Source organism: Phenylobacterium sp. GW823-FHT02A09, assembly GCF_058797775.1.
Map to the genome: position 1 here is coordinate 108,907 of NZ_JBXAJZ010000005.1, position 22,710 is coordinate 131,616.

Below are 22,710 nucleotides of genomic sequence, written 5' to 3' on the forward strand. Positions count from 1 at the left end.
GCCAGACTGGGACAAAACTAGGAAAATGCGCGCAATTCGTGCGCGCCGTCGTCGAGCGGAGGTGCGGCGAAGGCGGCGCCCCAACAGCCGTCGAGGGGCGCGGCGGCCCCTCGACTCAGGTCTTTGAGTTTTTCCCGCCGCCGAGAGGGGCGGCGGTTAGAAGCAGGCGCCTACTGGCAGGCCAGGCACTCTTCGTAGTCGGTGCGCTCGGACGGCGCGTCGATGACCATGGCCGTACCCTCGCCGCCGGCGTGGGCCGCGCGCTGCACCGACTTGGAGCGCAGGTAGTAGAGCGACTTGCAGCCGCGCTCCCACGCCTGCCAGTGCAGCATGTGCAGGTCCCACTTGTCGACGTCGCCCGGCAGGAAGACGTTGACCGACTGCGACTGGCAGATGTCCGGGGTGCGGTCGGCGGCCAGTTCGATGACCCAGCGCTGATCGAGTTCGAAGGCGGTCTTGTAGACGTCCTTCTCGTCCTGGCTGAGGAAGTCGAGGTGCTGAACCGACCCTTCGTTCTCCAGGATCGTGTCCCAGACCTGCGAGGTGTTCTTGCCCTTCTCGTCGAGCAGGCGCTCGAGGTAGGGGTTCTTGACCGCGAAGGTGCCCGACAGGGTCTTGTGGCTGTAGATGTTGGCCGGGATCGGCTCGATGCCGGCGCTGGTGCCGCCGCAGATGATCGAGATCGACGCGGTCGGGGCGATCGCCAGCTTGTGGCTGAAACGCTCCATCACGCCCTTTTCGGCCGCGTCCGGGCAGGCGCCGCGTTCGGCGGCCAGGGTGCGCGAGGCCGCATCGCACTGACGGCGCAGGTGCTTGAACAGGCGCATGTTCCAGCTCTTGGCCAGGGCGCTCTCGAACGGCACGTTCTGCATCTGCAGGAAGGAGTGGAAGCCCATGAGGCCGAGGCCCACCGAGCGCTCGCGCTGGGCGGCGTAGACCGCGTTCTTCATTTCCGGCGGCGCGCTGCGGATGAAGTCCTCGAGCACGTTGTCGAGGAAGCGCATCACGTCTTCGATGAAGGTCGGGTGGTCGCGCCACTCCATGAACTTCTCGGCGTTGACCGAGGAGAGGCAGCAGACCGCGGTCCGCTCGTGGCCCAGGTGGTCGGTGCCGGTGTGGAGCATGATCTCCGAGCACAGGTTCGACTGGCGCACCGACAGGCCGAGGTCGCGCTGATGCTGCGGCATCGAGCGGTTCACGGTGTCGGAGAAGATCAGGTAGGGCTCGCCGGTCTGCAGGCGGATCTCGAGGATCTTCTGCCAGAGCGAGCGGGCGTCGACCTCGCGCAGCACTTCCTGGTTCTTCGGCGAGCGCAGGCCGAACATGGCGCCTTCACGCACGGCCTCCATGAACTCGTCGGTGATGTTGATGCCGTGGTGCAGGTTCAGGGACTTGCGGTTGAAGTCGCCCGACGGCTTGCGGATCTCGAGGAACTCCTCGATCTCCGGGTGGTGGATGTCGAGATAGACAGCGGCCGAGCCGCGGCGCAGCGAGCCTTGGCTGATCGCCAGGGTCAGCGAGTCCATCACGCGGATGAAGGGGATGATGCCGCTGGTCTGGCCCGCGCCTTTGACCTTCTCGCCGATGGAGCGGACGCCGCCCCAGTAGGTGCCGATGCCGCCGCCGTTGGAGGCCAGGGCGACATTCTCGTTCCAGACGCTCTGGATGCCGTCGAGCGAATCGCCGACCGCGTTCAGGAAGCAGGAGATCGGCAGGCCGCGACCGGCGCCGCCGTTCGAAAGCACCGGGGTGGCCGGCATGAACCAGAGGTTCGAGATGTAGTCGTAGATCCGTTGGGCGTGCTCGGCGTCGTCGGCGTAGGCCGTCGCGACGCGGGCGAACATGTCCTGGTAGCTCTCGCCGGCCAGCAGGTAGCGGTCTTCGAGGGTCGTCTTGCCGAAATCGGTCAGCAGGGCGTCGCGCGAGCGATCCACCTCGACCTTCCGGACGAGCTGAAGCGCAGGCCGGTCAGCCCGATCCGGGGCCGTCTGGGTCGCTTCCGAAACCGTCCGCATCACCGCTTCGCCGCTGCTCATGCCCCAAAACCCATAACTATCAGACGCTTTGCCTCCGGGACACCGCCCGGCCGTATTCACCGCTATATCTAGTGGCTGCCCCGCCCCCGATACGCTCCATATGGGGCCATGAAGGCTAATGACTCGTCAACGGTCTGGAGCGGTCATCCCCACGAGAATTTCGTTAACGCCGCATTTACCTTTGCAGCCAGGGCTTGGCGGGCTTGAGTTTTCCACAGGCGCTCCGCGCCCGGACAAAGCCTCTGCTCACGCGACTGTGAAAACTGGGGGCGATTCAATCGCGAGTCGTTCGCACTTGCCCACCGCGGACCACCACCCTATCCACACCCCGTCACTGGGGAGTAGCCGCCCGTAGCTCCAGCGGGGGACGCGTCAACAAACTTGCCGAAGATCGCTTGATCGGGCGCATGGCGTGTTCGGCAAAGACCTGAGTCGCTTCGGCGGCCAGGCGCTTGGCGAGACCTTTGGCTTTCGTGCGTCGGTCCATGCGGGGTCGGTGGCGCGGAAGGCCATTGGTATGTCTCGACCCCGCCCGGACGCCTGTTCTTCATGGAAGCCTTCCTCGTCTCCACTGGCCTCGTGGCCGTCGCCGAAATCGGCGACAAGACCCAGCTGCTGGCCCTGCTGCTGGCCGCGCGGTTCCGCAAACCGGCGCCGATCATCCTCGGCATTCTCGTCGCCACTATCGCCAACCACGCCCTGGCCGCCTGGGTCGGGGTCGCGGCCGCCGCGCTGCTGAACGGCCCCTGGATGAAGTGGGTGCTGGGCGTGGCCTTCATCGGCTTCGGGATCTGGGCGCTGATTCCCGACAAGTTCGAGGAAAGCGACAAGCCCAAGGACCGGGCCGGCGTGTTCCTGACCACCCTGGTGGCGTTCTTCTTCGTGGAGATGGGCGACAAGACCCAGGTGGCGACCGTCGCCCTGGCGGCCAAGTTCCACCAGGTGCTGCTGGTCGCGGCCGGCACCACGCTGGGCATGATGATCGCCAACGTCCCGGCGGTGCTGATCGGCGAGGCCGCGGCCACGCGCCTGCCGCTCAAGTACATCCGCTGGGCGGCGGCGGCGTGCTTCGCGGCGATCGGCGTGTGGATCCTGGTCGCGAGCTAGCCGCCCGTCAGCGGCCAGAACCAGGCGATCAACGGCGCGCCCAAGACCAGAACGAGCAAGGTCAGGGGCGCGCCGAGCCTGGAATAGTCGGCGAAGCGATAGCCGCCCGGCCCCATCACCAGGGTGTTGCACTGGTGGCCGATGGGGGTGAGGAAGTCCGACGCCGCGCCGACCGCCACCGCCATCAGGAACGGGTCGGGGTTGAGGCCGAGCTGCTTGGCCATGCTCGCCCCGACCGGGGCGACGATCAGCACGGTGGCGGCGTTGTTGAGGAACGGCGTGGCGGCCATGGCCACGGCCATGATCGAGACCAGCGCGATCATCGGCGACTGGCCGCGGAAGACGCTGGACAGCCAGCCGCCGATCAGCTCCGCGCCGCCGGTGGTCGAGATCGCCTCCGACACCGGGATCATCGCGGCGATCAGCACGATCAGCGGCCCGTCGACGGCGGCGTAGGCCTCGCGCATGCGCAGCGCGCCGACCACGATCATCGCCACCGCCGCGCCGAAGAAGGCGATGGCGACAGGAACCACCTGGAAGGCGACCAGCACCATGGCGGCGGCGAGGATCACCGCCGGGGCGACCGCGTGACGAATGCCGCCGAGCCGCACCTCGCGCTCGGCCAGCGGCAACAGGCCAAGCGCGGCCAGGGCGGTGGGCAGGGTGCGCTCGGAGCCTTGCAGCACGACAATGTCGCCCGAGCGCAGGCGGATACGGCTGGGGCTCTGCTTGAGATCGAAGCCCGAACGGCTGACCGCCAGGAGGTTGACGCCATGCTGGCCGTAGAGATCCGACTGCTGGGCCGAGCGGCCGATCAGCTCCGATTCCCCGCCGACCACCGCCTCGACGACGCGGACCTCGTCGGTCGGCTCCTCCATGGCGACCGGACGGTCGGAGCGGGTCAGGCGCAGCTTGCCGCGATTGATCAGTTCGTCGAGGGCCTGGGGCTCGCCCTGCAGCAGCAGCACGTCGCCGGGGCGGACCTTGGTGTTCGGGTGCGGCCGCGCGCGACGACGCCCGCCGCTGAGCAGCATCATCACCCGCGCCTCGCCGCCGGCCAGCTCGTGCAGCTCGCCGACGCGGGTCCCGGCCAGGGACCAGTCATCGGGGGCCTCGACCTCAGTGATGTAGGCGTTGGCGGCCAGCGCCTCCTCGAGGTTCACGGCCGGCGCGCGGTCCTTGGGCAGGATCCTGTAGGCGAAGGCCAGGAACACGAAGCCGATCACCGCTAGCGCCAGGCCGACCGGAGTGTAGTCGTACATCGCGAACGGCTTGCCGAGCAGCTCCTCGCGCACCTGCGAGACAATGATGTTGGGCGCGGTGCCGACCAAGGTGACGATGCCGCCGAGCATCGCGCCGAACGCCATCGGCATCAGCAGCCGCGAGGGCGAGGAGCCGGTGCGGCGCGAGAGCTGCAGGGCCACTGGCATCAGGATCGCCAGCGCTCCGACGTTCTTGGTGGCGGTCGACAGCAGGGTCACCGCCGCGGTCAGCACCGGCACCTGGCTGCGTTCGGTCTTCAGTTTCGGGATCAGCGGCCGCAGCACCGCTTCGACGATGCCGGACTTGGCGAAGGCGGCGCTGACCACCAGGGCCGCGGCGATGATCACCGTGATGTCGTTGGAGAAGCCGTCGAAGGCGCTCTTGGCCGGCACCACGCCGATCGCCACGCCGGCCAGCAAGGCGCAGACGGCGACGACGTCATAGCGGAAGCGGCCCCAGATGAAGGCGCCGATGGTCAGCGCGATGAGCCCGAAGGCCAGTCCCTGGTCGAGCGTCATCGTCGCTACCTGCCCCACCCCGTGCGGTGGAGCTTGGACAACGCCGCTCGGCGTTGAAGGCTGCGGCCCCAAAGCAAAAGAGCCCGGCCTTTCGGCCGGGCTCTTCGCTAGTTCGGCTGATCGCCGAGATCGACTTAGAAGTTGATGTCGATCGTCGAGCGGCGGTTCAGCGGTTCCTTCACGCCGTCGGCGGTCGGGACGGCGAGTTGGGTTTCGCCCTTCCAGTCCACTTGCAGCGCGGCTTGGTTCACGCCCAGGCCCACGAGAGCGTCGGCGGTGGCCTTGGCACGACGTTCCGACAGGCGGACGTTGTACGCAGCCGAACCCGAGGTGTCGGTGTGGCCGACCACGATCAGGCGAGTCGCGTTGCCGCTGGTCGCGTAGGTCGCAGCTTCCTGGATCACCGTCTGGGCTTCCGGCGTCAGCACGTACTGATCGAACGGGAAGTAGACGATGAATTGCTTGGCCTCATACGCCGGCGGAGGCGGCGGCGGAGGCGGAGGCGGAGGGGGAGGCGGCGGCGGGGGCGGCGGAGGCGGCGGCGGGGGCGGCGGCGGCGCGAACGAGTAGCGCAGGCCGACGGTCACCGATTGGTCCGTGTATTCGCCCGTGAAGACGCCCGGCTGCAGAGCGTGCGAACCGGTCGACGCGAAGTCGAGGTCCGTGCCGCCCAGGTAGCGGTAGGTCAGGTCCACGTTCAGACGATCGGTCGCGCGCCAGGCCAGACCAGCGATCAGCTGCCAGGCCAGGGCGGTGTCGTCGTCGTCGATGCTCAGGTTCTGGATCGACGGGTTGGTCGCGCTGAACGCACCGGTCACCGACGAGAACTGGCCGACGGTGTCGACCTTCACGTGGTTGATACCGATACCGGCGCCGACGAACGGATTGATGACCGCGCCGGGGGCGATGTCATAGATCACGTTACCCATCAGGGTCCACGAGGTGACGTCACCCGAGGCCGCGCCGCAGTTCGGAGCAGCGGCCGAGCGCACCACGCCCGGGGTGCAGAGGCCGAGGATCGAGTTGTTCGAACCACCGCGGATCGACTCGATGTCGCCCGGACGGTAGCCGCCTTCGAGTTCGACGCGCCAATGTTCGTTCAGCTGGTAGCCGAGACGAGCAAAGCCGGTCCAATCCTCTTCCTGGTTGAACGTCCAGTTGTAGGGCGAGCCGCCAGCCGAGTTGTTCGACGATTCACCGTCGATGCCGTCCGGCCAGTGGTAGCCGAGGTCGACAGCGCCGTACCAACCGACTTCTTGAGCCGAAGCTCCCGACGCGGCGAAAACCGCAGCCAGGGCGGCCCCCGCTAGGAGTTTGAATTTCATATTCAGAGCCCTCTCTTGCCCTCTGCTGCGGCCAAATGACCCAGCGCTGTTATATCAAGGGCCAACCATTACGAAAGTGTCGCCAGAGCAACACCTTCGCCAATTCGTGGCGCCTCTCAAATCCAACCCCAGGACGTTACACATTCTTCCCCTCGGCGATCAACTTCGGGGCGAGAGACACATCCCTCGTTCGGTCGCCAACGATGTGCCCTGGGCTCCACCGCGACGCCGAATTCTTGTTATCCGATCCAGTTCGGAAATGCCGGCGCGCTACCCAGCGCGCGTGCGGCCCGACTGAAGCCGGTTGATTCTCTTGAACTATGAGCGCACTCACCGGGACCGTCCAGTCCGCTTGGCACGCGAACATCCGCGTACCACAGGCAATCGCTCAACTGTCTGGCTGATCACTCCCCCTTCGCCTAAGACGCGAATCCCGCCTCCGGTTCGAGCGGACAACGTCCCCCCTACGGCTTAGTTCCGCCGCGACCGTCAGTTTTCTTGCGCGCGTCGGTAGCGCCGGACTCTTCCCCCCAGGGCCTCGGGCCGGTTGAGCGCCTTTCGGAACTCATCCCGCCGCTCGTGGATCGATGCGATGATTAGTCCCATTGGCACGCCGATCTCAACCAGAACCGCCTCCGACAATTGTAAACTAGCTTCAACCGTCTCGGGCACGGCGTCGGTGGCGCCGAGCTCGTAGAGCCGCGCCGCCTGGCGCGCGTCGCGGGCCCGCGCGACGATGGTCAGGTCGGGACGCATGGCCCGCGCGGTGGCGACGATCGCCTCCACGCCCTCGGGCGAATCCATGGTCACCACCAGGGCCGGAGCGGTCTCCAACCCGCAGCGGCGCAGGAACTCCTGGCGCGAGGCGTCGCCGAAGTAGATCGCCTCGCCGGCGTGGCGCGCAGCCTCGACCAGCTTCGGGTCGCGCTCGGCCGCCACCCAGGCGATGTCGTGCCGGTGCAGCATGTCGCCGACCAGCTTGCCGACCCGGCCATAGCCGACGACCAGCACCTTGGGGGCGTCGGCCCCGGCCGGATCGGCGGCCGGCGGGGCGACCGGTTCGGCCGACAGCCCCTGACCGCCGGTCTTGCGGCCGCCGAGCTTCAGGCCCAGCGCCGCCAGCAACGGGATGCACATCATCGAGATGGTCGAGGAGACCAGCACCATCTGGCCCAGCGGCCGCGGCACGATGCCGTCGCCCATCGCCGCCGAGAGGATGACGTAGGCGAACTCGCCGCCGCCGGCGAGCAGCAGCCCGGCCTCCAGCGCCCCGCGCCAGGGCAGGCCGAACAGCCGCCCCAGCCCGAACACCACCGTGGCGTTGAGCGCCACGACGCCGACCGACATGCCGAGGATCGCCCAGGGCTGAGCGGCCAGCAGCGACAGATCGAGCCCGATGCCGACCGAGAGGAAGAACAGGCCGAGCAGCAGGCCCTTGAACGGCTCGATGGTGACCTCGACCTCGTGCCGGTACTCGGTCTCGGCCAGCAGCAGGCCGGCGATGAAGGCCCCCAGCGCCATCGACAGGCCGGTGAGCGCGCTGACCAGCCCGGCGCCGATGACCACCAGCAGGCAGGCGGCCATGAACAGTTCTTCGCTCTTGGCCCGGGCCACGGACTTGAGCATCGGGCGCAGCAGCAGGCGGCCGAACGCGACGAGGATCATCACCCCCAGCGCCGCAGGCGCGAAGGCCAGCAGCAGCCGCGGCGAAAACGCCTCGCCGTCGCCCCCGCGGCCGATGATCGCCAGGGTCACCAGGATCGGGGCCACCGCCAGGTCCTGGAACAGCAGCACCGAGAAGGTCGCGCGCCCGGCCGGCGAGTGCTGGCGCTTGTGCTCGGTCAGGATTTGCATGACCACGGCGGTCGAGGACAGGGCCAGGGCCGCGCCGATGGCCACGGCCGGCGCGATGTCGAGGCCGAGCGTCATGCCGGCCAGGGCGATGGCCGCCAGGCACAGCGTCACCTGCAGCGCGCCCATGCCGAAGACCCAGCGCCGCATCAGCCGCAGCCGCTCCCACGACAGCTCCAGCCCGATCATGAACAACAGGAAGACGACGCCGAACTCGGCGAGCTGGGCGATCTCGCCGGCATTGGCGATAGTGAAGTAGCTAAGCCAGGGAAAGGCGCCGCTGAGGGCGCCCAGGCCGAAAGGGCCGAGCACGACTCCCGCCCCAAGGAAGCCGAGAATGGGGCTGATCCGCCAACGGCGGAACAAAGGCACGATCACGCCGGCGGTGGCGAGAAAGAGAACGACGTCCTTATACTCGCCGGGCGAAACGTGACCTTCCATGCGCTCTCCTTCTGTGATGAGCGCCACTATGGGGTTTCGACGCCTCTTGCGTAACCCGTCGGGCAGCCCTTAAGACGCCCGCCCATGCACTTCGGTCGAAAAAAGCGCGCGACGCGAGCGAGCCTGGGGGTCCTTGCGGCCCTCGTGGCGCTGCTTGCCCAGGCGTTGCTGCCGGGTGCGGCCATGGCGGCCGAATCGTTTTCGACCGTCCGCGTCGAGCTCTGCACCGAGACCGGGGCCAAGACCGTGGTCATCGGCGCCGACGGCCAGGAGCGTAAGAGCGGCTTCGCCGGCCTGCCCTGTCACGACTGTCTGGCCGCGAGCATGGCGGTGGTCGTCACCCCCGAACTGGCGGTCGCCCCGGTCGCCTACGCCGGCGTCGTCGTGCGTCACGCGGCGCCCGCGCCGACCCTGCAGCCCCGCGCCCGCGCGCCGCCGCGCCCGCCCGGCCAAGGGCCCCCTTCCCTGAACGTCTGAGCCTAAGCCGACCGCAGCGCCCCGCGCGCCTGCGGCCTTTCTCGTACGTCCAGGGACACCACCAGACATGTTCGCTTTTCTGCGCGCCTCGCCGCGCGCGCTGCTGCTCGCCGCCAGCGCCCTTTCGCTGCCCGCCATGGCCCACGCCGACGACGCCGGCCCGCTCGTCGACGCGGTGATCGTCACCGCCAATCCCGATCCCGAGGATCCGCCCGTCGTGGCCGACGCCCGCCGCCGGCTGTCCGAAACCCCCGGCGCGGTGGCCGTCATCTCGGCGGAGGCCTACCGCGACCGCTACGCCCAGGGGCTGGCCGAGACCCTGCGCGACGTGCCCGGCGTCTACGCCCAGAAGAAGTGGGGCGACGACACCCGGCTCTCGATCCGCGGTTCGGGGATCGGCAATCCCAACCACAATCGCGGGACGCTGTTGGCCCAGGACGGCGTGCCTTTCAACGAGGCCGACGGCTATGGCGACTTCCAGCAGATCGACCCGCTGATCGCCCGTTTCACCGAGGTCTACAAGGGAGGCAACGCCCTGCGCTTCGGCGGCGCGCTGCTGGGCGGAGCGATCAACATGGTGACGCCGACCGGCAAGGACGCCGGCGCACAGAACCTGCTGCGGCTGGACGGCGGTTCGTACCGCACCATCCGCGGTCACGGCGAGGTCGCCCGCCAGTGGGGCGAGTGGGACATGTTCGCCGCCGCCACCGCGATCTCCGCCAACGGCTGGCGCGAGCAGAGCGACCAGACCGCCCAGCACGTGTCGTTGAACATCGGCCGCACCTTCGGCGAGGACCGCGAGCTGCGCTTCATCCTGTCGGGCCACAATGTCGACCAGGAGATCCCCGGCGCCGTCGAGCTTAGCCAGGCGCTGAACTCGCCGCGCAAGGCCAGCCCCGGCAACATCGCCAACGAGTACCAGCGCAACATGCGCAGCGTCCGCGGCACGCTGCAGACCCGCTGGCGGGTGGCCGACAACGCCGTGTTCGAGGGCGGGGTCTATGCAAGCTGGAAGGACCTCGACCACCCGATCTTCCAGGTCATCGACCAGGAGAGCCGCAACTGGGGCGCGTTCGGCCGGCTGGACGTCGAGGGCGAGCTGGGCGGCCGCCGCGCCGACCTGTTCGTCGGCGCTTCGGCGCGGCTCGGCGACCTGGACGCCCTGCAATGGGTGAACCTGAAGTCCTCGAAGGGCGAAAAGCGGGCCGACAGCCGCCAGAACGCCCGCGCCCTGGACGTGTTCGCCGAGGGCCGGCTGTTCGTCACCGACCAGCTGGCCCTGGTCGGCGGCGGCTCGCTCGGCTCGGCGAACCGGCAGTTCCGCAACACCCTCAACCACAGCGCCGACCGTTCGATCTCCTACGAGTGGTTCGCCCCGCGCGTCGGGCTGCTGTGGCAGGCGCAAGACGGGGCGCAGGCCTTCGCCAACCTGACCAAGTCGGTGGAGCCGCCGAACTTCAGCGCCCTGGTGCAGACGGGACCGTTCGTCGGCTTCGCGCCGCTGAAGGCGCAGGAGGCCTGGACCGCCGAGATCGGGACCCGCGGCCGGCGGGGCGCCATCTCCTGGGACGTCGCGCTCTATCGGGCGGAGCTGGAGAACGAGCTGCTGAACTTCGTGGTCACGCCCAGCATTCCGGCCGCCACCTTCAACGCCGGGCCGACGATCCACCAGGGCCTGGAGGCCGGGCTCGACTGGCGGGTCGGCGGGCTGAGACTGCGCCAGACCTACGCCTGGTCGGACTTCCGCTTCGACGGCGACGGCGTCTATGGCGACAACCGGCTGCCGGTCGTGCCCGAGCATCTCTACCGGGCCGAACTGCGCTACGATCATCCCAGCGGCTGGTTCATCGCCCCCTCGGTCGAATGGTCGATCACCGACACCTATGTCGACTACGCCAACACCCTGAAGGCGCCGTCCTATGCGGTCTGGTCGCTGGGCGGCGGCTGGCGCGGACCAGGCGGGGTCAGCGTCTTCGTCGAGGCGCGCAACCTGGCCGACGAGCGCTATGTCTCGAACTTCAGCGCCATCACCGACGCGCGGCTGCCCAGCGTGTCGAAGGCGGTGTTCTTCCCTGGCGAAGGCCGTTCGGTGTTCGGAGGCGTGACATGGGCGTTCTGAGAACCCTGCTGATCGGCGCGGGCGCGCTCCTGGCCCTGCCCTGCGCGGCCGGCGCGCACGTCGTCGCCGATCCGGGCCGGGCGGAGGCCGGCGCCTATCAGGCGGTCGTGTTCCGCGTCGGTCACGGCTGCGGCGAGGCGGCGACCACGGCGCTGCGCATCGAGATTCCGGCCGAAATGGCCTCGGCCCGGCCCCGCCCCAAGCCGGGCTGGGCGCTGGAGATCGAGCGCCGGGACGGCAAGGTCGTCGCCGTCATCTGGCGCGGCGAGCTGCCGGGCGACCAGTTCGACGAGTTCGCGGTGCTGTTCAAACTGCCCGACCAGCCCACGACGCTTTATTTCCCGACCGTACAGTCCTGCGGCGCCGACGAGAGCCAATGGACGGAGATCCCTTCGCCGGGCGAACGGGCCAGCCATCCGGCGCCCGCGCTCGTCGTCACGCCCAAGGCCGCTGCGGCCGAAACCCATCAGCACTAGAGGACGCCCCATGCGACACCTTGCGATCTTCGCCGCGGCCGCCGCGGCCCTGACCCTGTCCACCGCCGCCCAGGCGGCGAGCTACCGTCTCGGGACGCTGGAAGTCGTCGATCCGTGGAGCCGCCCAGCGGCGGCCAACGGCAACGGCGGCGGCTTCATGACAGTGGTCAATCGCGGGACCGCGGCCGACACCCTGGTCTCGGTTGAAACCACCGCCGCCCGAAAGACCGAGGTGCACCGCTCCTCCACCGCCGGCGGGGTGATGAAGATGGAGCGGCAGGACGCCGGCGTCGCCATTCCGCCCGGCAAGCAGATCGCCTTCGCGCCCGGCGGTTATCACGTGATGTTCCTGGGCCTGAGCAAGGCGACCAAGCTCGGCGACAAGATCCCCGCGACCCTGGTGTTCAAAAGCGGCGCGAAGCTGAAGGTCGAGTTCCAGGTGGCGGCCGGCGCGCCCGGCGCGGCCCCGGCCAAGGCCCCCGCGGCCGATGCTCACCAGCATCACTGAGGCGTTACGCGACAAGGAGCCGGGAGCGCGGCGCGATGACTATGGGCGGCGTTGACAGCGCCGCCCCCCGCGTCGTCTATGCCCTCCATATTTTAAGAATGGAGGATCGTCCTTGGTTTGGAATTACGCAAACCTCTGGGAGTCCGTCGCCGACGCGACCCCCGACCGCCCCGCCCTCATCCATGGCGAGCGCCGCCTGAGCTGGCGCGACTTCGACCGCCGCGCCAACGCCCTGGCCAAGGCCATGGTCGACGCCGGCCTTTCGCAGCAGTCGAAGGTGGCGGCCTATCTCTATAACGGCCCCGAGTACCTCGAGAGCTACTACGCCGCCTTCAAGGCCGGCCTGGCGCCGTTCAACACCAATTATCGCTACGGCGGCGACGAGCTGACCTACCTGTTCGACAACGCCGACGCCGAGGCCGTGGTGTTCCACGCCTCGTTCGCCGAGATGGCCGACAAGGTCCGCGGCCGCCTGCCCAAGGTGAAGATCTGGATCGCCGTGCCGGAAGCCGGCCATCCGGTCCCCGAATGGGCCGCCGACTATGACGCCATCGTCGCCGGCGGCGCCGACCGCTTCGAAGCCCCGTGGGGCCGCACCGCAGACGACCTGCTGATCATGTACACCGGCGGCACCACTGGCATGCCCAAGGGGGTGATGTGGCGCCAGGAGGACCTGTTCAAGGCGCTGGGCGGCGGGGCCAACCTGCTGCTCGGCCTGCCGCCGCTGGAGACCGTCGCCGAAGCCGGCCAGCGGGCCAAGGCGGTCGACGCCTCGGGCGCGCCGCTGAACATCACCATCCCGGTCGCCCCGCTGATGCACGCCACCGGCCAGTTCATCTCGTTCGGCACCCTGATCGGCGGCGGCGCGGTCGCCACCCTGACCGGTCGCAAGTTCGATCCGGCGGTGCTGTTCGACGAAGTCGAGCGCCTGGAAGCCGCCGGCCTGATCATCGTCGGCCCGGCCTTCGCCGCGCCGATGCTGGAGACCCTGGACGCCAATCCGGGCCGCTGGACCATGCCGTCGCTGAAGCGCATCGCCTCGTCGGGCGCGATGTGGGGCCTGGAGAACAAGCAGGGCCTGCTGAAGCACCTGCCGAACGTGATGCTGATGGACAGCCTCGGCTCGTCCGAAGCCCTCGGCCTGGCGTCCTCGACCTCGGGCGCGGGCCAGGCCACCGGCACCGCCAAGTTCGTGACCGGCCCCAACGCGGCGGTGTTCACTGAAGACGGCGTGCGGGTCGAGGCCGGCTCCGGCGTGCGCGGCCTGGTCGCCGTCGGCGGCCACACCCCGATCGGCTACTACAAGGACGAGGAAAAGTCGGCCAAGACCTTCCGCACCTTCGAAGACCGTCGTTGGAGCGTCCCAGGCGACTGGGCGACCGTCGAGGCGGACGGTTCGATCACCCTGCTGGGCCGCGGCTCGCAGGTGATCAACACCGGCGGCGAGAAGGTCTTCCCGGAAGAGGTTGAAGAAGCCCTGAAGCGCTTCCCGGGCGTGCGCGACGCGGCCGTGGTCGGCCTGCCCGACCCGCGCTTCGGCGAACGCATCGGCGCGATCGTGGACTTCGGCGGCGACAACCTGCCGACGCTGGCCGACCTGTCGGCCCACGTGAAGGGTCTGCTGGCCGACTACAAGGCGCCGCGCGAGCTGGTGCTGGCCCCTGTGGCCCGCGCTCCGAACGGCAAGCTCGACTACAAGGCCCTGAAGGCCCAGGCGATCGCCGCCCTGGCCGCCGACGCCTAACGTAACAAAAAAGTAACGTGCTTCAGGGGGCGCGGCCGGTCCACGGTCGCGCCCTCTTTCGTAAGACCTTCAGAAGGCTCGAAAACACCGATGAAGACCCTGTGGCTGGGCGCGGCTTCCGCTGCGGCCCTTCTTTGCGTGTCGGCCCCGGCGCTGGCGGACAACCTGCCCGACCTTTCCAAGGCGCCCCGGATGGGGCCCTGGGGCTTCGACATGGCCGGCCGCGACACCTCCGTCGCGCCGTCGCACGACTTCTTCGAATACGCCAACGGCACGTACCTGAAGAAGCTCGAGATCCCCGCCGACCGCTCGCGCTTCGGCGCCTTTGACGCCCTGCAGGACCTGTCGCAGCAACGCATGCGCGCCGTCGCCGAGAAGGCCGCCGGCAACAAGGCCGCGACCGGGGAGGAAGCCCAGGTCGGCGCCTTCTACCGCAGCTACATGGACGAGGCCGCGGTCGAGGCCCTGGGCGCCAAGCCGCTGGCCGGCGACCTGGCCGTCATCCGCAAGATCAAGACCAAGGCCGAGCTCTCCGAACTGATGGGCGCGACCATGCGCCAGTTCGGCGGCGCGTTCTTCGGGACCTACATCCACGACGACGCCAAGGCGCCTGATCGGTACACCGTCTATGTGAACCAGGGCGGCCTGGGCATGCCCGACCGTGACTACTACCTGACCGACCGCTTCAAGACCCAGAAGGCCGCCTACGAGGCCTATGTCGCCAAGCAGCTGAGCCTGGCCGGCTGGGACAAGCCCGCCGAGCACGCCGCCGCGATCGTCGCCCTGGAGACGAAGATCGCCGAGGCCTCGTGGACCCGGGCCGAGAGCCGCGACGACGACAAGACCTACAACCCCTACACCGTCGCCGAGCTGTCGAAATACGCCCCCGGCTTCGATTGGGCCGCGTACCTCAAGGGCGCCAAGCTCGAGAAGGTCGACCGGGTGATCGTCGCCCAGAACACCGCCTTCCCGAAGATCGCCAAGATCTTCGCCGACACCCCGATGGACACCCTGAAGGCGTGGTCGGCGTTCCACCTGGTCGACCAGGCCGCGCCGTACCTGTCCAAGGACTTCGTCCAGGCCAGCTTCGAATTCCGCAACAAGACCCTGTCGGGCCAGCCCGAGCAGCGTCCGCGCTGGAAGCGCGCGGTGACCGCCACCGACAACAACGTCGGCGACCCGCTGGGCAAGCTCTATGTCGCGGCCTACTTCCCGCCGGAGAGCAAGGCGAAGATGGAAGCGCTGGTCGCCAACGTCAAAATCGCCATGAAGGGCCGCATCGAGAAGCTCGAGTGGATGGGCCCCGACACCAAGGCCAAGGCCCTGGAGAAGCTGTCGAAGTTCGGCGCCAAGATCGGCTATCCGGACAAGTGGCGCGACTACTCGGCGCTGGAGGTCAAGGACGGCGACCTCTACGGCAACGTCAAGCGGGCCAGCGCCTTCGACTGGGACTACCGCGTCGCGCGCCTGAACGGTCCGGTCGACAAGGACGAGTGGCTGATGACCCCGGCCACCATCAACGCCTACTACCTGTCGACCAAGAACGAGATCGCCTTCCCGGCCGCCATTCTGCAGCCGCCGTTCTTCGATCCTGACGGCGACCCGGCGGTCAACTACGGCGCCATCGGCGGCGTGATCGGCCACGAGATCACCCACGGCTTCGACGACCAGGGCCGCAAGTCGGACGGCGACGGCAAGCTGACCGACTGGTGGACGGCCGAGGACGCCGCCAAGTTCGACGCCCAGGCCAAGAAGTTCGGCGCGCAGTACTCGGCGGTCGAGGTTCTGCCCGGCGCGCGCATCAACGGCGAGCTGACCATGGGCGAGAACATCGCCGACCTGGGCGGCCTGCTGGTGGCGCTGGACGCCTATCGCCTGTCGCTGAACGGCCAGCCCTCGCCGGTGCTCGAAGGCGTGACCGGCGACCAGCGCGTGTTCCTGGGCTGGGCGCAGGTGTGGCGCGGCAAGTACCGTGACGACATGATGCGCCAGCAGCTGGTCTCGGACCCGCACTCGCCGCCGAAGTACCGCGTCGACGTGCCGGTGAAGAACATCGACGCCTTCTACGAGGCGTTCGGCGTCAAGCAGGGCGACGGCATGTACCTGGCGCCGGGCGACCGGGTGAAGATCTGGTAGGCCGCGCCTAGTTCGACCTGGAAGGGCGGCGATCCTCATCGGACGCCGCCTTTTCTTTGGGCTCGAATATTTTTGACCAATCAGTCAAAAATTTCGTCGGGCAAAAATTTGGCCCGCTGCGGGGGATAATCGCAGCGGGCCTTATTTTGAGCAGTCGCTCTTATAGAGCGGGCGTTTCCTCCCCGAAACGCCGGAGACTGTCGGACTTGGTGGCCGTCATGTCTCTCGCAGGACTGAGAAAACGGTAATTTCTGACCCGAGTCAATGCGCCGAAATCGATGTCCCCGCGAAATATCGATCAGATTTGCGCGAGCGAGACTTTTTGGGCGATTTAGGGGATTCTTTTTGACGGTATCGTCAAAACTGCACTCGCCTGCGTAGTTCGTCGCTCGACGCACAACCCACGTCATAGACAAAGTCCGGACGCGACGCAGTGACCGGGCCGATTCCAGCCCCGGCCAGCGCCAGCGAGGCCTCCGCCACCTTGCCGGCCGGAACCAGCAAGCCGTTCGGGCGGCGGCTGGCGCCGCTTTTCACGAGGGCTTCGACCACGGAGGTCTCGCGCGGGTCGGACGGCCAGATCAGGGTGGCGCTGTCGTGGGCGGCGGCGCGCGCCTCGATCACCCGCAGAAGCCGTTCGGCCGCCGCAAGTTGATCTTGGCTCCAGGATGCTCGCAGCGAGGCGGTCAGCTGGGCCTGGCTCTTCAGGATCACGCCGTCGGCGAGCACCTTCAGGCCGTTGGCGACCAGGGTCGCGCCCGTGGTGGTGATGTCGACCACCAGCTCGGCCGAGCCGGCGGCCGGCGCCCCCTCGGTCGCGCCGCCGGATTCGGTGATCCGGTAGTCGGCGACGCCATGCCGCGCGAAGAAGGCGCGGGTCTGGACCAGGTACTTGGTCGCCACCCGCATGCGCCGCCCGGAGCGGGCGAGCAGGTCGTGGCCGACTTCTTCCAGGTCAGCCATGGTCTCGACGTCGATCCAGCTCTTGGGCACGGCGACGACCAGGTCGGCCCGGCCGAAGCCGAGCGCGCGCAGCAGCAGCACGCGGGCGTCGACGTCGCCACCGCGCTCGCGCAGCAGGTCCTCGCCAGTGACGCCGAGGTGGACTTCACCGAGATCCAGGGCTTCGGCGATGTCGCCGGCCGACAGCAGCCGCACCTGGATGCCGGGCACACCCTTGAGCTCGGCCATGTAGCCGCGCGATCCGCCGGCCACTGACAGTTTTAGTCCGCAGTCGCCGAGCCAGGCCTCGACCTGCTCCTTCAGGCGTCCCTTCGAGGGGACGGCGAGGATAAGGGGTTCGCTCACGACTCGCCTCCCGCCCAGGCCCGCCAGGGCCGGACCACGCATCCCACGGCCCGCACGTCGGCCGTCCCGCCCAGCCGCGAGGGCAGGCTGTCATAGCGTCCGCCAACGGCGATGCTGCGCTCGGGGTCGAGCGCGGCCGAGCGGATCTCGAAGGTCAGGCCGTCGTAATAGTCGAAGGCATGGCCGAGGGCGGTGGAGAAGCGGATCGCCTCGCTCGGCACGCCAGCCGAATGCAGAAGCGCCAGCCGCTCGGCCCATGCCGCCAGTTGCGCGTCGAGGGCGCCCTTGCCGGCGATGTCGGCCACCGCGTCGAACGCCGCGGCGGGCGCATCCTCGATGGCCAGGAAACGGCGGATGCGGTCGGCTTGGTCGCCGGTCAGGGCCGGGGCCTGAGCGGCCTGCGCGCGGCGGATCAGCCGCTGGGCGATCTCGGCCGGGCCGCGGCCGCCGACCGGATCGATCCCGGCCAGGGCCCAGACCTCTTCCAGGACGGTGGCGGCCTCGGCCTCCGAGAGGCCCGAAAGCAGGCCGGCCAGCTTGCCGTCGTCGGCCGGGGCCGCGGCGGCGGCGTCCGCGCGGGCCAGTTCGGCGGCCAGCAGCCGCGGACGGGCGGCGACCCGCTTGACGCGGGCGGCCAGCGGCGCGGCCAGGCCCAGGGTGTCGACGAAGGCGGCGAAGAGCGCGATGTCGCCGAGCCACAGCGACAGGTCGCTGCGGCCCCCGGCCAGGGCCGAGCGCCAGGCCAGGGCGGCGATCTGGGCGTCGGCCTGCACGACCGAGGCCTCGGCGCCGTCGAAGCTCTCCAGCCCGATCTGGCGGAACTCGTCGGGACGGCCCGGCTCGGGCGAGGCGCGGAAGGCCTTGCCCTCATAAAAATAGCGGCCGGAGGAACGGCCGCTTTCGAGGTGCTGGCGCACCACCGGGACAGTGAAGTCGGGGCGCAGGCAGGTCTCCTGCCCGCCCTCGGACTGCACGACGAACAGCCGCGGGCGCATGGCCTCGCCTGCCAGCTCCAGCAGCAGGCCGAGCGGCTGCAGGATCGGCGCGTCGACGACCTCAGCGGCCTGATCCAGGAACGGCGCGCGGATCGCGGCCAGCGGCTCGGCGGGAACGGCGGGTTCGGCGCTCACTGACCGGCCTCGATGATCTTGCGCACCGCCGAGACCAGGTCGGAACGGTCGATCGTCTGCTGTCCCGGGCGCTGCTCGCGCCACTCGGCGTTGTCGGCGACGCCCGAGGACAGCGCTCGACCGAGGTCGAGGTCCTTGATGGTGACCTTGCCGGCGGCGATCTCGTCGCCGCCCAGCATAATCGCGGCCGGGGCCATGCGACGGTCGGCGTACTTCATCTGGGCCTTCATCCCGGCCGAGCCGAGATAGACCTCGGCCGGGATGCCGGCGCTGCGCAACTCACCCACGACCGAGAAGTAGTGGGCCATGTCGTCGGGGGTGAAGGCGATCACCACCACCGGACCGCGCACGGCGTCGCCGAGATCGCGGCCGGCGGCGCGCAGGGCCGAGACCAGACGCGAGACGCCGAACGAGAAGCCGGTGGCCGGCACCTGCTCGCCGGTGAAGCGGGCGACGAGGTCGTCGTAGCGGCCGCCGCCGCCGATCGAGCCGAAGCGAACGCCGCGCCCCTTCTCGTCCTTGGTCTTGAGCAGCAGCTCGGCCTCGAACACCGCGCCGGTGTAGTACTCCAGGCCGCGCACGATCGACGGATCGAAGGCGGCCCGCTCGACGCCGACGCCGAGGCTGGTCAGCGCCTTGTCGATGGCGGCGAGTTCGGCGAGGCCGGCGTCGCCCTCGGCCGAGCCGCCGATGATGTTCGCGATCTGATCGAGAGTTTCGGACCGGCCGCTCAGGCCCGCGCCGACAAAGGCCAGCACCGCTTCGGCGCCGGCCGCGTTCAGGCCCGCGCCTTTGGTGAAGTCCCCGGACTCGTCCTTCCGGCCTTCGCCCAGCAGCAGGCGCACGCCCTCCGGCCCCAGGCGGTCGAGCTTGTCGACGGCGCGCAGCACCGCCAGCTTCTGGACGTCGTTCTGGACGCCGGCCGTGGTCAGCAGGCCGTTGAGGAGTTTGCGGTTGTTGATCTTGATGACCGCCGAGCCGGCCGGGAGGCCGGCGGCCTCCAAGCCCTCGACCGCCATGGCGATGATCTCGGCGTCGGCTTCGGGCCGGGCCGAGCCGACGGTGTCCGCGTCGCACTGGATGAATTCGCGGAAGCGGCCGGGACCGGGCTTCTCGTTGCGCCAGACCGGGCCGAAGGCGTAGCGGCGGAACGGCTTGGGAAGCCCTTCCTTGGTCTCGGCCACGAACCGAGCCAGCGGCGCGGTCAGGTCGTAGCGCAGCGCCATCCACTGCTCGTCGTCGTCCTGCAGGGCGAAGACGCCCTCGTTCGGACGGTCGGCGTCGGGCAGGAACTTGCCCAGGGCGTCGGCGTACTCGAAGGCCCCGGTGTCGAAGGCCTCGAAGCCATAGCGTTCGTAGACGGCGGAGACCTTGGCCAGGATCTGGCGCTCAGCGGCCAGGTCACGGGCGCGGCGGTCGTTGAAACCGCGCGGGGCGCGGGCCTCGGGGCGGGGAGCGTCGGTCATGGCGCTCGCCTAGCGGGTCGCAGCGCGCGCGGCAAGGCGCGGCTGGGTTTGGGAAGTGGAGATGTCCATTCGTCGGGTCCTTTGGAAGGAGATGTTCGACGGATGGAGCTGGGATGCCCGGAGCCCCATCCGCTGGTGCGGGAGGCTCGGGCGGGGTCGCTTTTAGGCCATGCGATCCCAGGCCGATCCCGCGTGTGCGGTCGGATGGTGATGGCCGTGATGGTGCGAAACCCGGGTCATTGCGATCCGGGTCTTAGACGCAAAGTGTGAAGATGGCGAGTCGGCGCTTTCATTCGCCCCCCTTGGGGCGGCGGGCATGCTTCCTTCTCCCGCAAGGTGAGAAGGAAGCGCGGCTCCGGCCATCCGGCCGGGAGCTCCCCCAGAGGGGGAGCAACTGATCGCCCGCTATGCCGGCTCGAGCTCCACGAAGTCGCCCATCTGCGCCGCGAGCGCCGTCTGGAAGGCCGGCCGCGCCTCGCAGCGGGCCTGGTAGGCGGCGAGGGTCGGGAACTTGGCCATCAGGTCGGTGTGGCGCAGGTTGCGCAGCACCGTGACCATCATCAGGTCGCCTGCGGTGAAGCCGTCCGCCTCCAGATAATCCTTGTCGCCGAGGTTAGCGGCCAGTTCGCCCAGCCGCTGCTCCACGAAGGCGACGACGGCAGGCCGCCGCAGACGCGCCCACTCCTGGTCGGCGTTGAAAAGGTCGAGCTCGGCCAAGTTCTGGATCGGCGGCTCGATCGAGTTGAGCGCGGCGAACAGCCAGGTGGTCGCCCGGGCCTGACCGCCCGCGTCCGTGGGCATCAGAGCCGGCGCGCGGGCGGCGATGTGCAGGACGATCGCCCCGCTCTCGAACATCGCCAGCTCGCCGTCGTGATAGGCGGGGACCTGGCCGAACGGCTGCAGCGCCCGATAGGCGGCGGTCTCGCGGTCGTCGAAGTCGATCAGCCGGGCGCGATAGGGCACGCCGGCCTCTTCCAGCGCCCAGCGGACGCGCAGGTCGCGGACCAAGCCGCGGGCGAAGGGCGGAACCCACTCGAAGGCGGAAACCTCGATCATCGTGCATCCTCCGTAGCGAGATAGGCGACGAGCTTGTCGACCAGAGACGCCCAGCCCCCGGTGTGGGAGTCGCGGGCTTCGACCGTGGCGAAGGGGGACTGGTGGAAGCGGAACAGCGTCCGGCCGCCGGCCAGCTTCGCGAATGTGACGGTGACGATGTTGTCGACGTCGAAGGCGCCGTCTTCCCACCGGAAGCTCATGACGATCTTCTCGCCGTCGACGATCTCGCGATAGGCGCCGGCCATCCAGTGATCGCCGCCGGACGGGTCGCGGATGCAGGAGCGGTAGGCGCCGCCGACGCGGAAGTCCTGATCGAAGGTGGTGACCGTGAAGTCCTTGGGGCCCCACCAGCGCATCAGATGCTCGGGCTTGGTCCAGACCTTGAAGACCAGCTCCGGCGGCGCATCGAAGATGCGCTCGATCAGCAGTTCGTCGTCCTGAAGGACGGTGGCGTCAGTCGCGGTCATTGTCCTGTGCCTCCTTGGCCTGGAGCTCGGCGAGGTATTCATCCATCCGTTCGAAGCTGGCGTCCCAGAACCGGCGGTAGTGCTCGATCCAGCCGGCGGCGTCCTTGAGCGGTCCCGCATTCAACTGACAGGGCCGCCATTGGGCTTCGCGCGTCCGAGAAACGAGGCCGGCCTGCTCAAGCACCTTGAGGTGGCGCGAGACGGCCGGCAGGCTGATCTCGAACGGTTCGGCGAGATCGGTGACGGACGCCTCGCCCAGGGCGAGGCGCGCCAGGATCGCGCGCCGGGTCGGATCGGCCAGGGCCTGGAAGGTGGTGCTGAGCGGGTCGGATGTCGCCTTCATTTAATCGATAAGTTAATTAACTGATCAGTTAAATGCAAGGCGTGAATCGAAGGCTTCGGAAGACGCCCTCGATCCGGACTAGCCGAGCGTGGGGGTGGCGTACTCCAGGCCGTCCAGCGCCGGGCTGGCGTCGGCGGCGTCGAAGCCGGCCATGATCCGTGCGAAACGGCCCTGCACCAGCCCGCGCATGTCGGGATGGGTGAAGATGTAGCGCTCGTCGTTCTGGACAGCCTCGAGCACCCGGCGGCCGACGAACTCCGGATCGATGCCATTGTCGACGTTGGACTGGCCGACCACCGGATTATTGGGGACAGGGCCGCCATACTGCGCCTGCCGGGTGCGGCCCGACTGGTTGATCTTGGTCTTCACGAAGCCTGGGCAGAGCACGGCGACATTGATGTTCTCGGGCGCCAGCTGGCCGGCCCAGCCCTCGGACATGCCGACCACGGCGTACTTGGTGGCGGTGTAGGGCTCCATGCCCGGCACCGAGATCATTCCGGCCATCGAGGCGGTGTTGACGAAGCAGCCGCCCTCCCCGTGCGCCCGCACGTGCGGCAGGAAGGCCTCCATGCCGTAGACCACGCCCATCAGGTTGACCGCGACGATCCAGTCCCAGTCGGCGGACTTCACCTCGCCGACCGGACCGCCGGCGCCGACGCCGGCGTTATTGCAGACCACGTGAACCTTGCCGAAGGCCTCGACCGTCGCCTGGGCCGCGGCGACCACGGCGGCGCGGTCGCCGACGTCGCAGATGACGCTGGCGGTGCGTATCTGGCGGGCTTCGAGATCGGCGACGGCGGCTTTGAGCGGCGCCTCCTCGATGTCGGCCAGCATGACGTTCATGCCGGCGCCGCCGAAGGCGTGGGCCATGGCCAGGCCAAGACCGCTGGCCCCGCCGGTGATGAATGCGGTCTTTCCGGTCAGGTCGCGCATGCGGGT

18 protein-coding genes and 1 riboswitch are annotated in these 22,710 nt (G+C 68.9%); of the genes, 7 read left to right on the top strand and 11 right to left on the bottom strand.

Translation table 11 applies throughout. From position 1 onward, the window contains the following. Positions 1-170: 170 nt before the first annotated feature. A complete protein-coding gene (locus tag AC1Q87_RS20665; protein WP_492610714.1) occupies positions 171-2,036 on the bottom strand; it encodes a ribonucleoside-diphosphate reductase subunit alpha in 1,866 nt (621 codons plus the stop codon). A 324-nt stretch (positions 2,037-2,360) separates the two neighbouring features. Then, positions 2,361-2,507, top strand: a riboswitch (yybP-ykoY riboswitch). 78 nt (positions 2,508-2,585) lie between these two features. On the opposite strand from AC1Q87_RS20665, the gene AC1Q87_RS20670 reads away from it, so the two are divergent. Beyond that, positions 2,586-3,143, top strand: a complete 558-nt coding sequence (locus AC1Q87_RS20670; protein ID WP_492610715.1) for a TMEM165/GDT1 family protein — start codon at positions 2,586-2,588, stop codon at positions 3,141-3,143. On the opposite strand, the gene AC1Q87_RS20675 is transcribed toward AC1Q87_RS20670, so the two are convergent. The 3 genes from AC1Q87_RS20675 to AC1Q87_RS20685 form a co-directional block, all read right to left on the bottom strand. Beyond that, positions 3,140-4,924 carry an SLC13 family permease gene (locus AC1Q87_RS20675; RefSeq protein ID WP_492610716.1) on the bottom strand — a complete coding sequence of 595 codons (1,785 nt, stop codon included), beginning with the start codon at positions 4,922-4,924 and terminating at the stop codon, positions 3,140-3,142. The two genes, AC1Q87_RS20670 and AC1Q87_RS20675, sit on opposite strands and share 4 nt — an antisense overlap. A 134-nt stretch (positions 4,925-5,058) precedes the next feature. Next, on the bottom strand, positions 5,059-6,249 hold the full coding sequence (locus AC1Q87_RS20680; protein WP_492610717.1) for an OmpA family protein: 1,191 nt from the start codon (positions 6,247-6,249) through the stop codon (positions 5,059-5,061). 489 nt (positions 6,250-6,738) lie between these two features. Continuing rightward, positions 6,739-8,541: a cation:proton antiporter domain-containing protein gene (locus AC1Q87_RS20685; protein WP_492610718.1), complete on the bottom strand. Its 1,803-nt coding sequence runs from the start codon at positions 8,539-8,541 to the stop codon at positions 6,739-6,741. Between the two features lie 144 nt (positions 8,542-8,685). Between AC1Q87_RS20685 and AC1Q87_RS20690 the strand changes: the two genes are divergently transcribed. From AC1Q87_RS20690 to AC1Q87_RS20715, 6 genes are all read left to right on the top strand, one after another. Continuing rightward, positions 8,686-9,018 (top strand): DUF2946 family protein, encoded by a 333-nt coding sequence (locus AC1Q87_RS20690; protein WP_492610719.1) that lies wholly within the window; start codon positions 8,686-8,688, stop codon positions 9,016-9,018. 67 nt (positions 9,019-9,085) lie between these two features. Continuing rightward, positions 9,086-11,137 carry a TonB-dependent receptor family protein gene (locus tag AC1Q87_RS20695; protein ID WP_492610720.1) on the top strand — a complete coding sequence of 684 codons (2,052 nt, stop codon included), beginning with the start codon at positions 9,086-9,088 and terminating at the stop codon, positions 11,135-11,137. After that, positions 11,125-11,613 carry a YcnI family copper-binding membrane protein gene (locus tag AC1Q87_RS20700; RefSeq protein WP_492610721.1) on the top strand — a complete coding sequence of 163 codons (489 nt, stop codon included), beginning with the start codon at positions 11,125-11,127 and terminating at the stop codon, positions 11,611-11,613. The genes AC1Q87_RS20695 and AC1Q87_RS20700 overlap by 13 nt, the downstream gene beginning before the upstream one ends. A 10-nt stretch (positions 11,614-11,623) precedes the next feature. Then, entirely contained in the window at positions 11,624-12,121 is a 498-nt protein-coding gene (locus AC1Q87_RS20705; RefSeq protein WP_492610722.1) for a copper chaperone PCu(A)C, read from the top strand. Between the two features lie 112 nt (positions 12,122-12,233). Next, positions 12,234-13,865, top strand: a complete 1,632-nt coding sequence (locus tag AC1Q87_RS20710) for an AMP-binding protein (protein ID WP_492610723.1) — start codon at positions 12,234-12,236, stop codon at positions 13,863-13,865. Between the two features lie 90 nt (positions 13,866-13,955). After that, a complete protein-coding gene (locus AC1Q87_RS20715) occupies positions 13,956-16,001 on the top strand; it encodes a M13 family metallopeptidase (RefSeq protein WP_492610724.1) in 2,046 nt (681 codons plus the stop codon). Positions 16,002-16,358: 357 nt separating this feature from the next. Here AC1Q87_RS20715 and hisG read toward each other — a convergent pair whose 3' ends face one another. The 7 genes from hisG to AC1Q87_RS20750 form a co-directional block, all read right to left on the bottom strand. Continuing rightward, entirely contained in the window at positions 16,359-17,309 is a 951-nt protein-coding gene (gene hisG, locus AC1Q87_RS20720) for an ATP phosphoribosyltransferase (RefSeq protein WP_492610725.1), read from the bottom strand. Beyond that, on the bottom strand, positions 17,306-18,439 hold the full coding sequence (locus AC1Q87_RS20725; RefSeq protein ID WP_492610726.1) for an ATP phosphoribosyltransferase regulatory subunit: 1,134 nt from the start codon (positions 18,437-18,439) through the stop codon (positions 17,306-17,308). Before AC1Q87_RS20725 ends, hisG begins: the two co-directional genes overlap by 4 nt. Then, complete coding sequence (gene hisS, locus AC1Q87_RS20730; RefSeq protein WP_492610727.1) at positions 18,436-19,905, bottom strand: histidine--tRNA ligase; 1,470 nt, start codon at positions 19,903-19,905, stop codon at positions 18,436-18,438. Before hisS ends, AC1Q87_RS20725 begins: the two co-directional genes overlap by 4 nt. 405 nt (positions 19,906-20,310) lie before the next feature. Beyond that, positions 20,311-20,961, bottom strand: a complete 651-nt coding sequence (locus tag AC1Q87_RS20735; protein WP_492610728.1) for a glutathione S-transferase family protein — start codon at positions 20,959-20,961, stop codon at positions 20,311-20,313. Continuing rightward, positions 20,958-21,428 (bottom strand): SRPBCC family protein, encoded by a 471-nt coding sequence (locus AC1Q87_RS20740; RefSeq protein WP_492610729.1) that lies wholly within the window; start codon positions 21,426-21,428, stop codon positions 20,958-20,960. The genes AC1Q87_RS20735 and AC1Q87_RS20740 overlap by 4 nt, the downstream gene beginning before the upstream one ends. After that, on the bottom strand, positions 21,415-21,771 hold the full coding sequence (locus AC1Q87_RS20745) for an ArsR/SmtB family transcription factor (protein WP_492610730.1): 357 nt from the start codon (positions 21,769-21,771) through the stop codon (positions 21,415-21,417). The genes AC1Q87_RS20740 and AC1Q87_RS20745 overlap by 14 nt, the downstream gene beginning before the upstream one ends. Positions 21,772-21,849: 78 nt before the next feature. After that, positions 21,850-22,704 (bottom strand): SDR family NAD(P)-dependent oxidoreductase, encoded by an 855-nt coding sequence (locus tag AC1Q87_RS20750; protein WP_492610731.1) that lies wholly within the window; start codon positions 22,702-22,704, stop codon positions 21,850-21,852. Positions 22,705-22,710: the final 6 nt, after the last annotated feature.

Coding starts and splice junctions, on each gene's coding strand:
- AC1Q87_RS20745 (WP_492610730.1), bottom strand. CDS start 21,771: ATGAAGGCGACATCCGACCCGCTCAGCACCACCTTCCAGGCCCTGGCC.
- AC1Q87_RS20735 (WP_492610728.1), bottom strand. CDS start 20,961: ATGATCGAGGTTTCCGCCTTCGAGTGGGTTCCGCCCTTCGCCCGCGGC.
- AC1Q87_RS20665 (WP_492610714.1), bottom strand. CDS start 2,036: ATGAGCAGCGGCGAAGCGGTGATGCGGACGGTTTCGGAAGCGACCCAG.
- AC1Q87_RS20675 (WP_492610716.1), bottom strand. CDS start 4,924: ATGACGCTCGACCAGGGACTGGCCTTCGGGCTCATCGCGCTGACCATC.
- AC1Q87_RS20715 (WP_492610724.1), top strand. CDS start 13,956: ATGAAGACCCTGTGGCTGGGCGCGGCTTCCGCTGCGGCCCTTCTTTGC.
- AC1Q87_RS20695 (WP_492610720.1), top strand. CDS start 9,086: ATGTTCGCTTTTCTGCGCGCCTCGCCGCGCGCGCTGCTGCTCGCCGCC.
- AC1Q87_RS20700 (WP_492610721.1), top strand. CDS start 11,125: ATGGGCGTTCTGAGAACCCTGCTGATCGGCGCGGGCGCGCTCCTGGCC.
- AC1Q87_RS20670 (WP_492610715.1), top strand. CDS start 2,586: ATGGAAGCCTTCCTCGTCTCCACTGGCCTCGTGGCCGTCGCCGAAATC.
- AC1Q87_RS20705 (WP_492610722.1), top strand. CDS start 11,624: ATGCGACACCTTGCGATCTTCGCCGCGGCCGCCGCGGCCCTGACCCTG.
- hisS (WP_492610727.1), bottom strand. CDS start 19,905: ATGACCGACGCTCCCCGCCCCGAGGCCCGCGCCCCGCGCGGTTTCAAC.
- AC1Q87_RS20750 (WP_492610731.1), bottom strand. CDS start 22,704: ATGCGCGACCTGACCGGAAAGACCGCATTCATCACCGGCGGGGCCAGC.
- AC1Q87_RS20740 (WP_492610729.1), bottom strand. CDS start 21,428: ATGACCGCGACTGACGCCACCGTCCTTCAGGACGACGAACTGCTGATC.
- AC1Q87_RS20680 (WP_492610717.1), bottom strand. CDS start 6,249: ATGAAATTCAAACTCCTAGCGGGGGCCGCCCTGGCTGCGGTTTTCGCC.
- AC1Q87_RS20685 (WP_492610718.1), bottom strand. CDS start 8,541: ATGGAAGGTCACGTTTCGCCCGGCGAGTATAAGGACGTCGTTCTCTTT.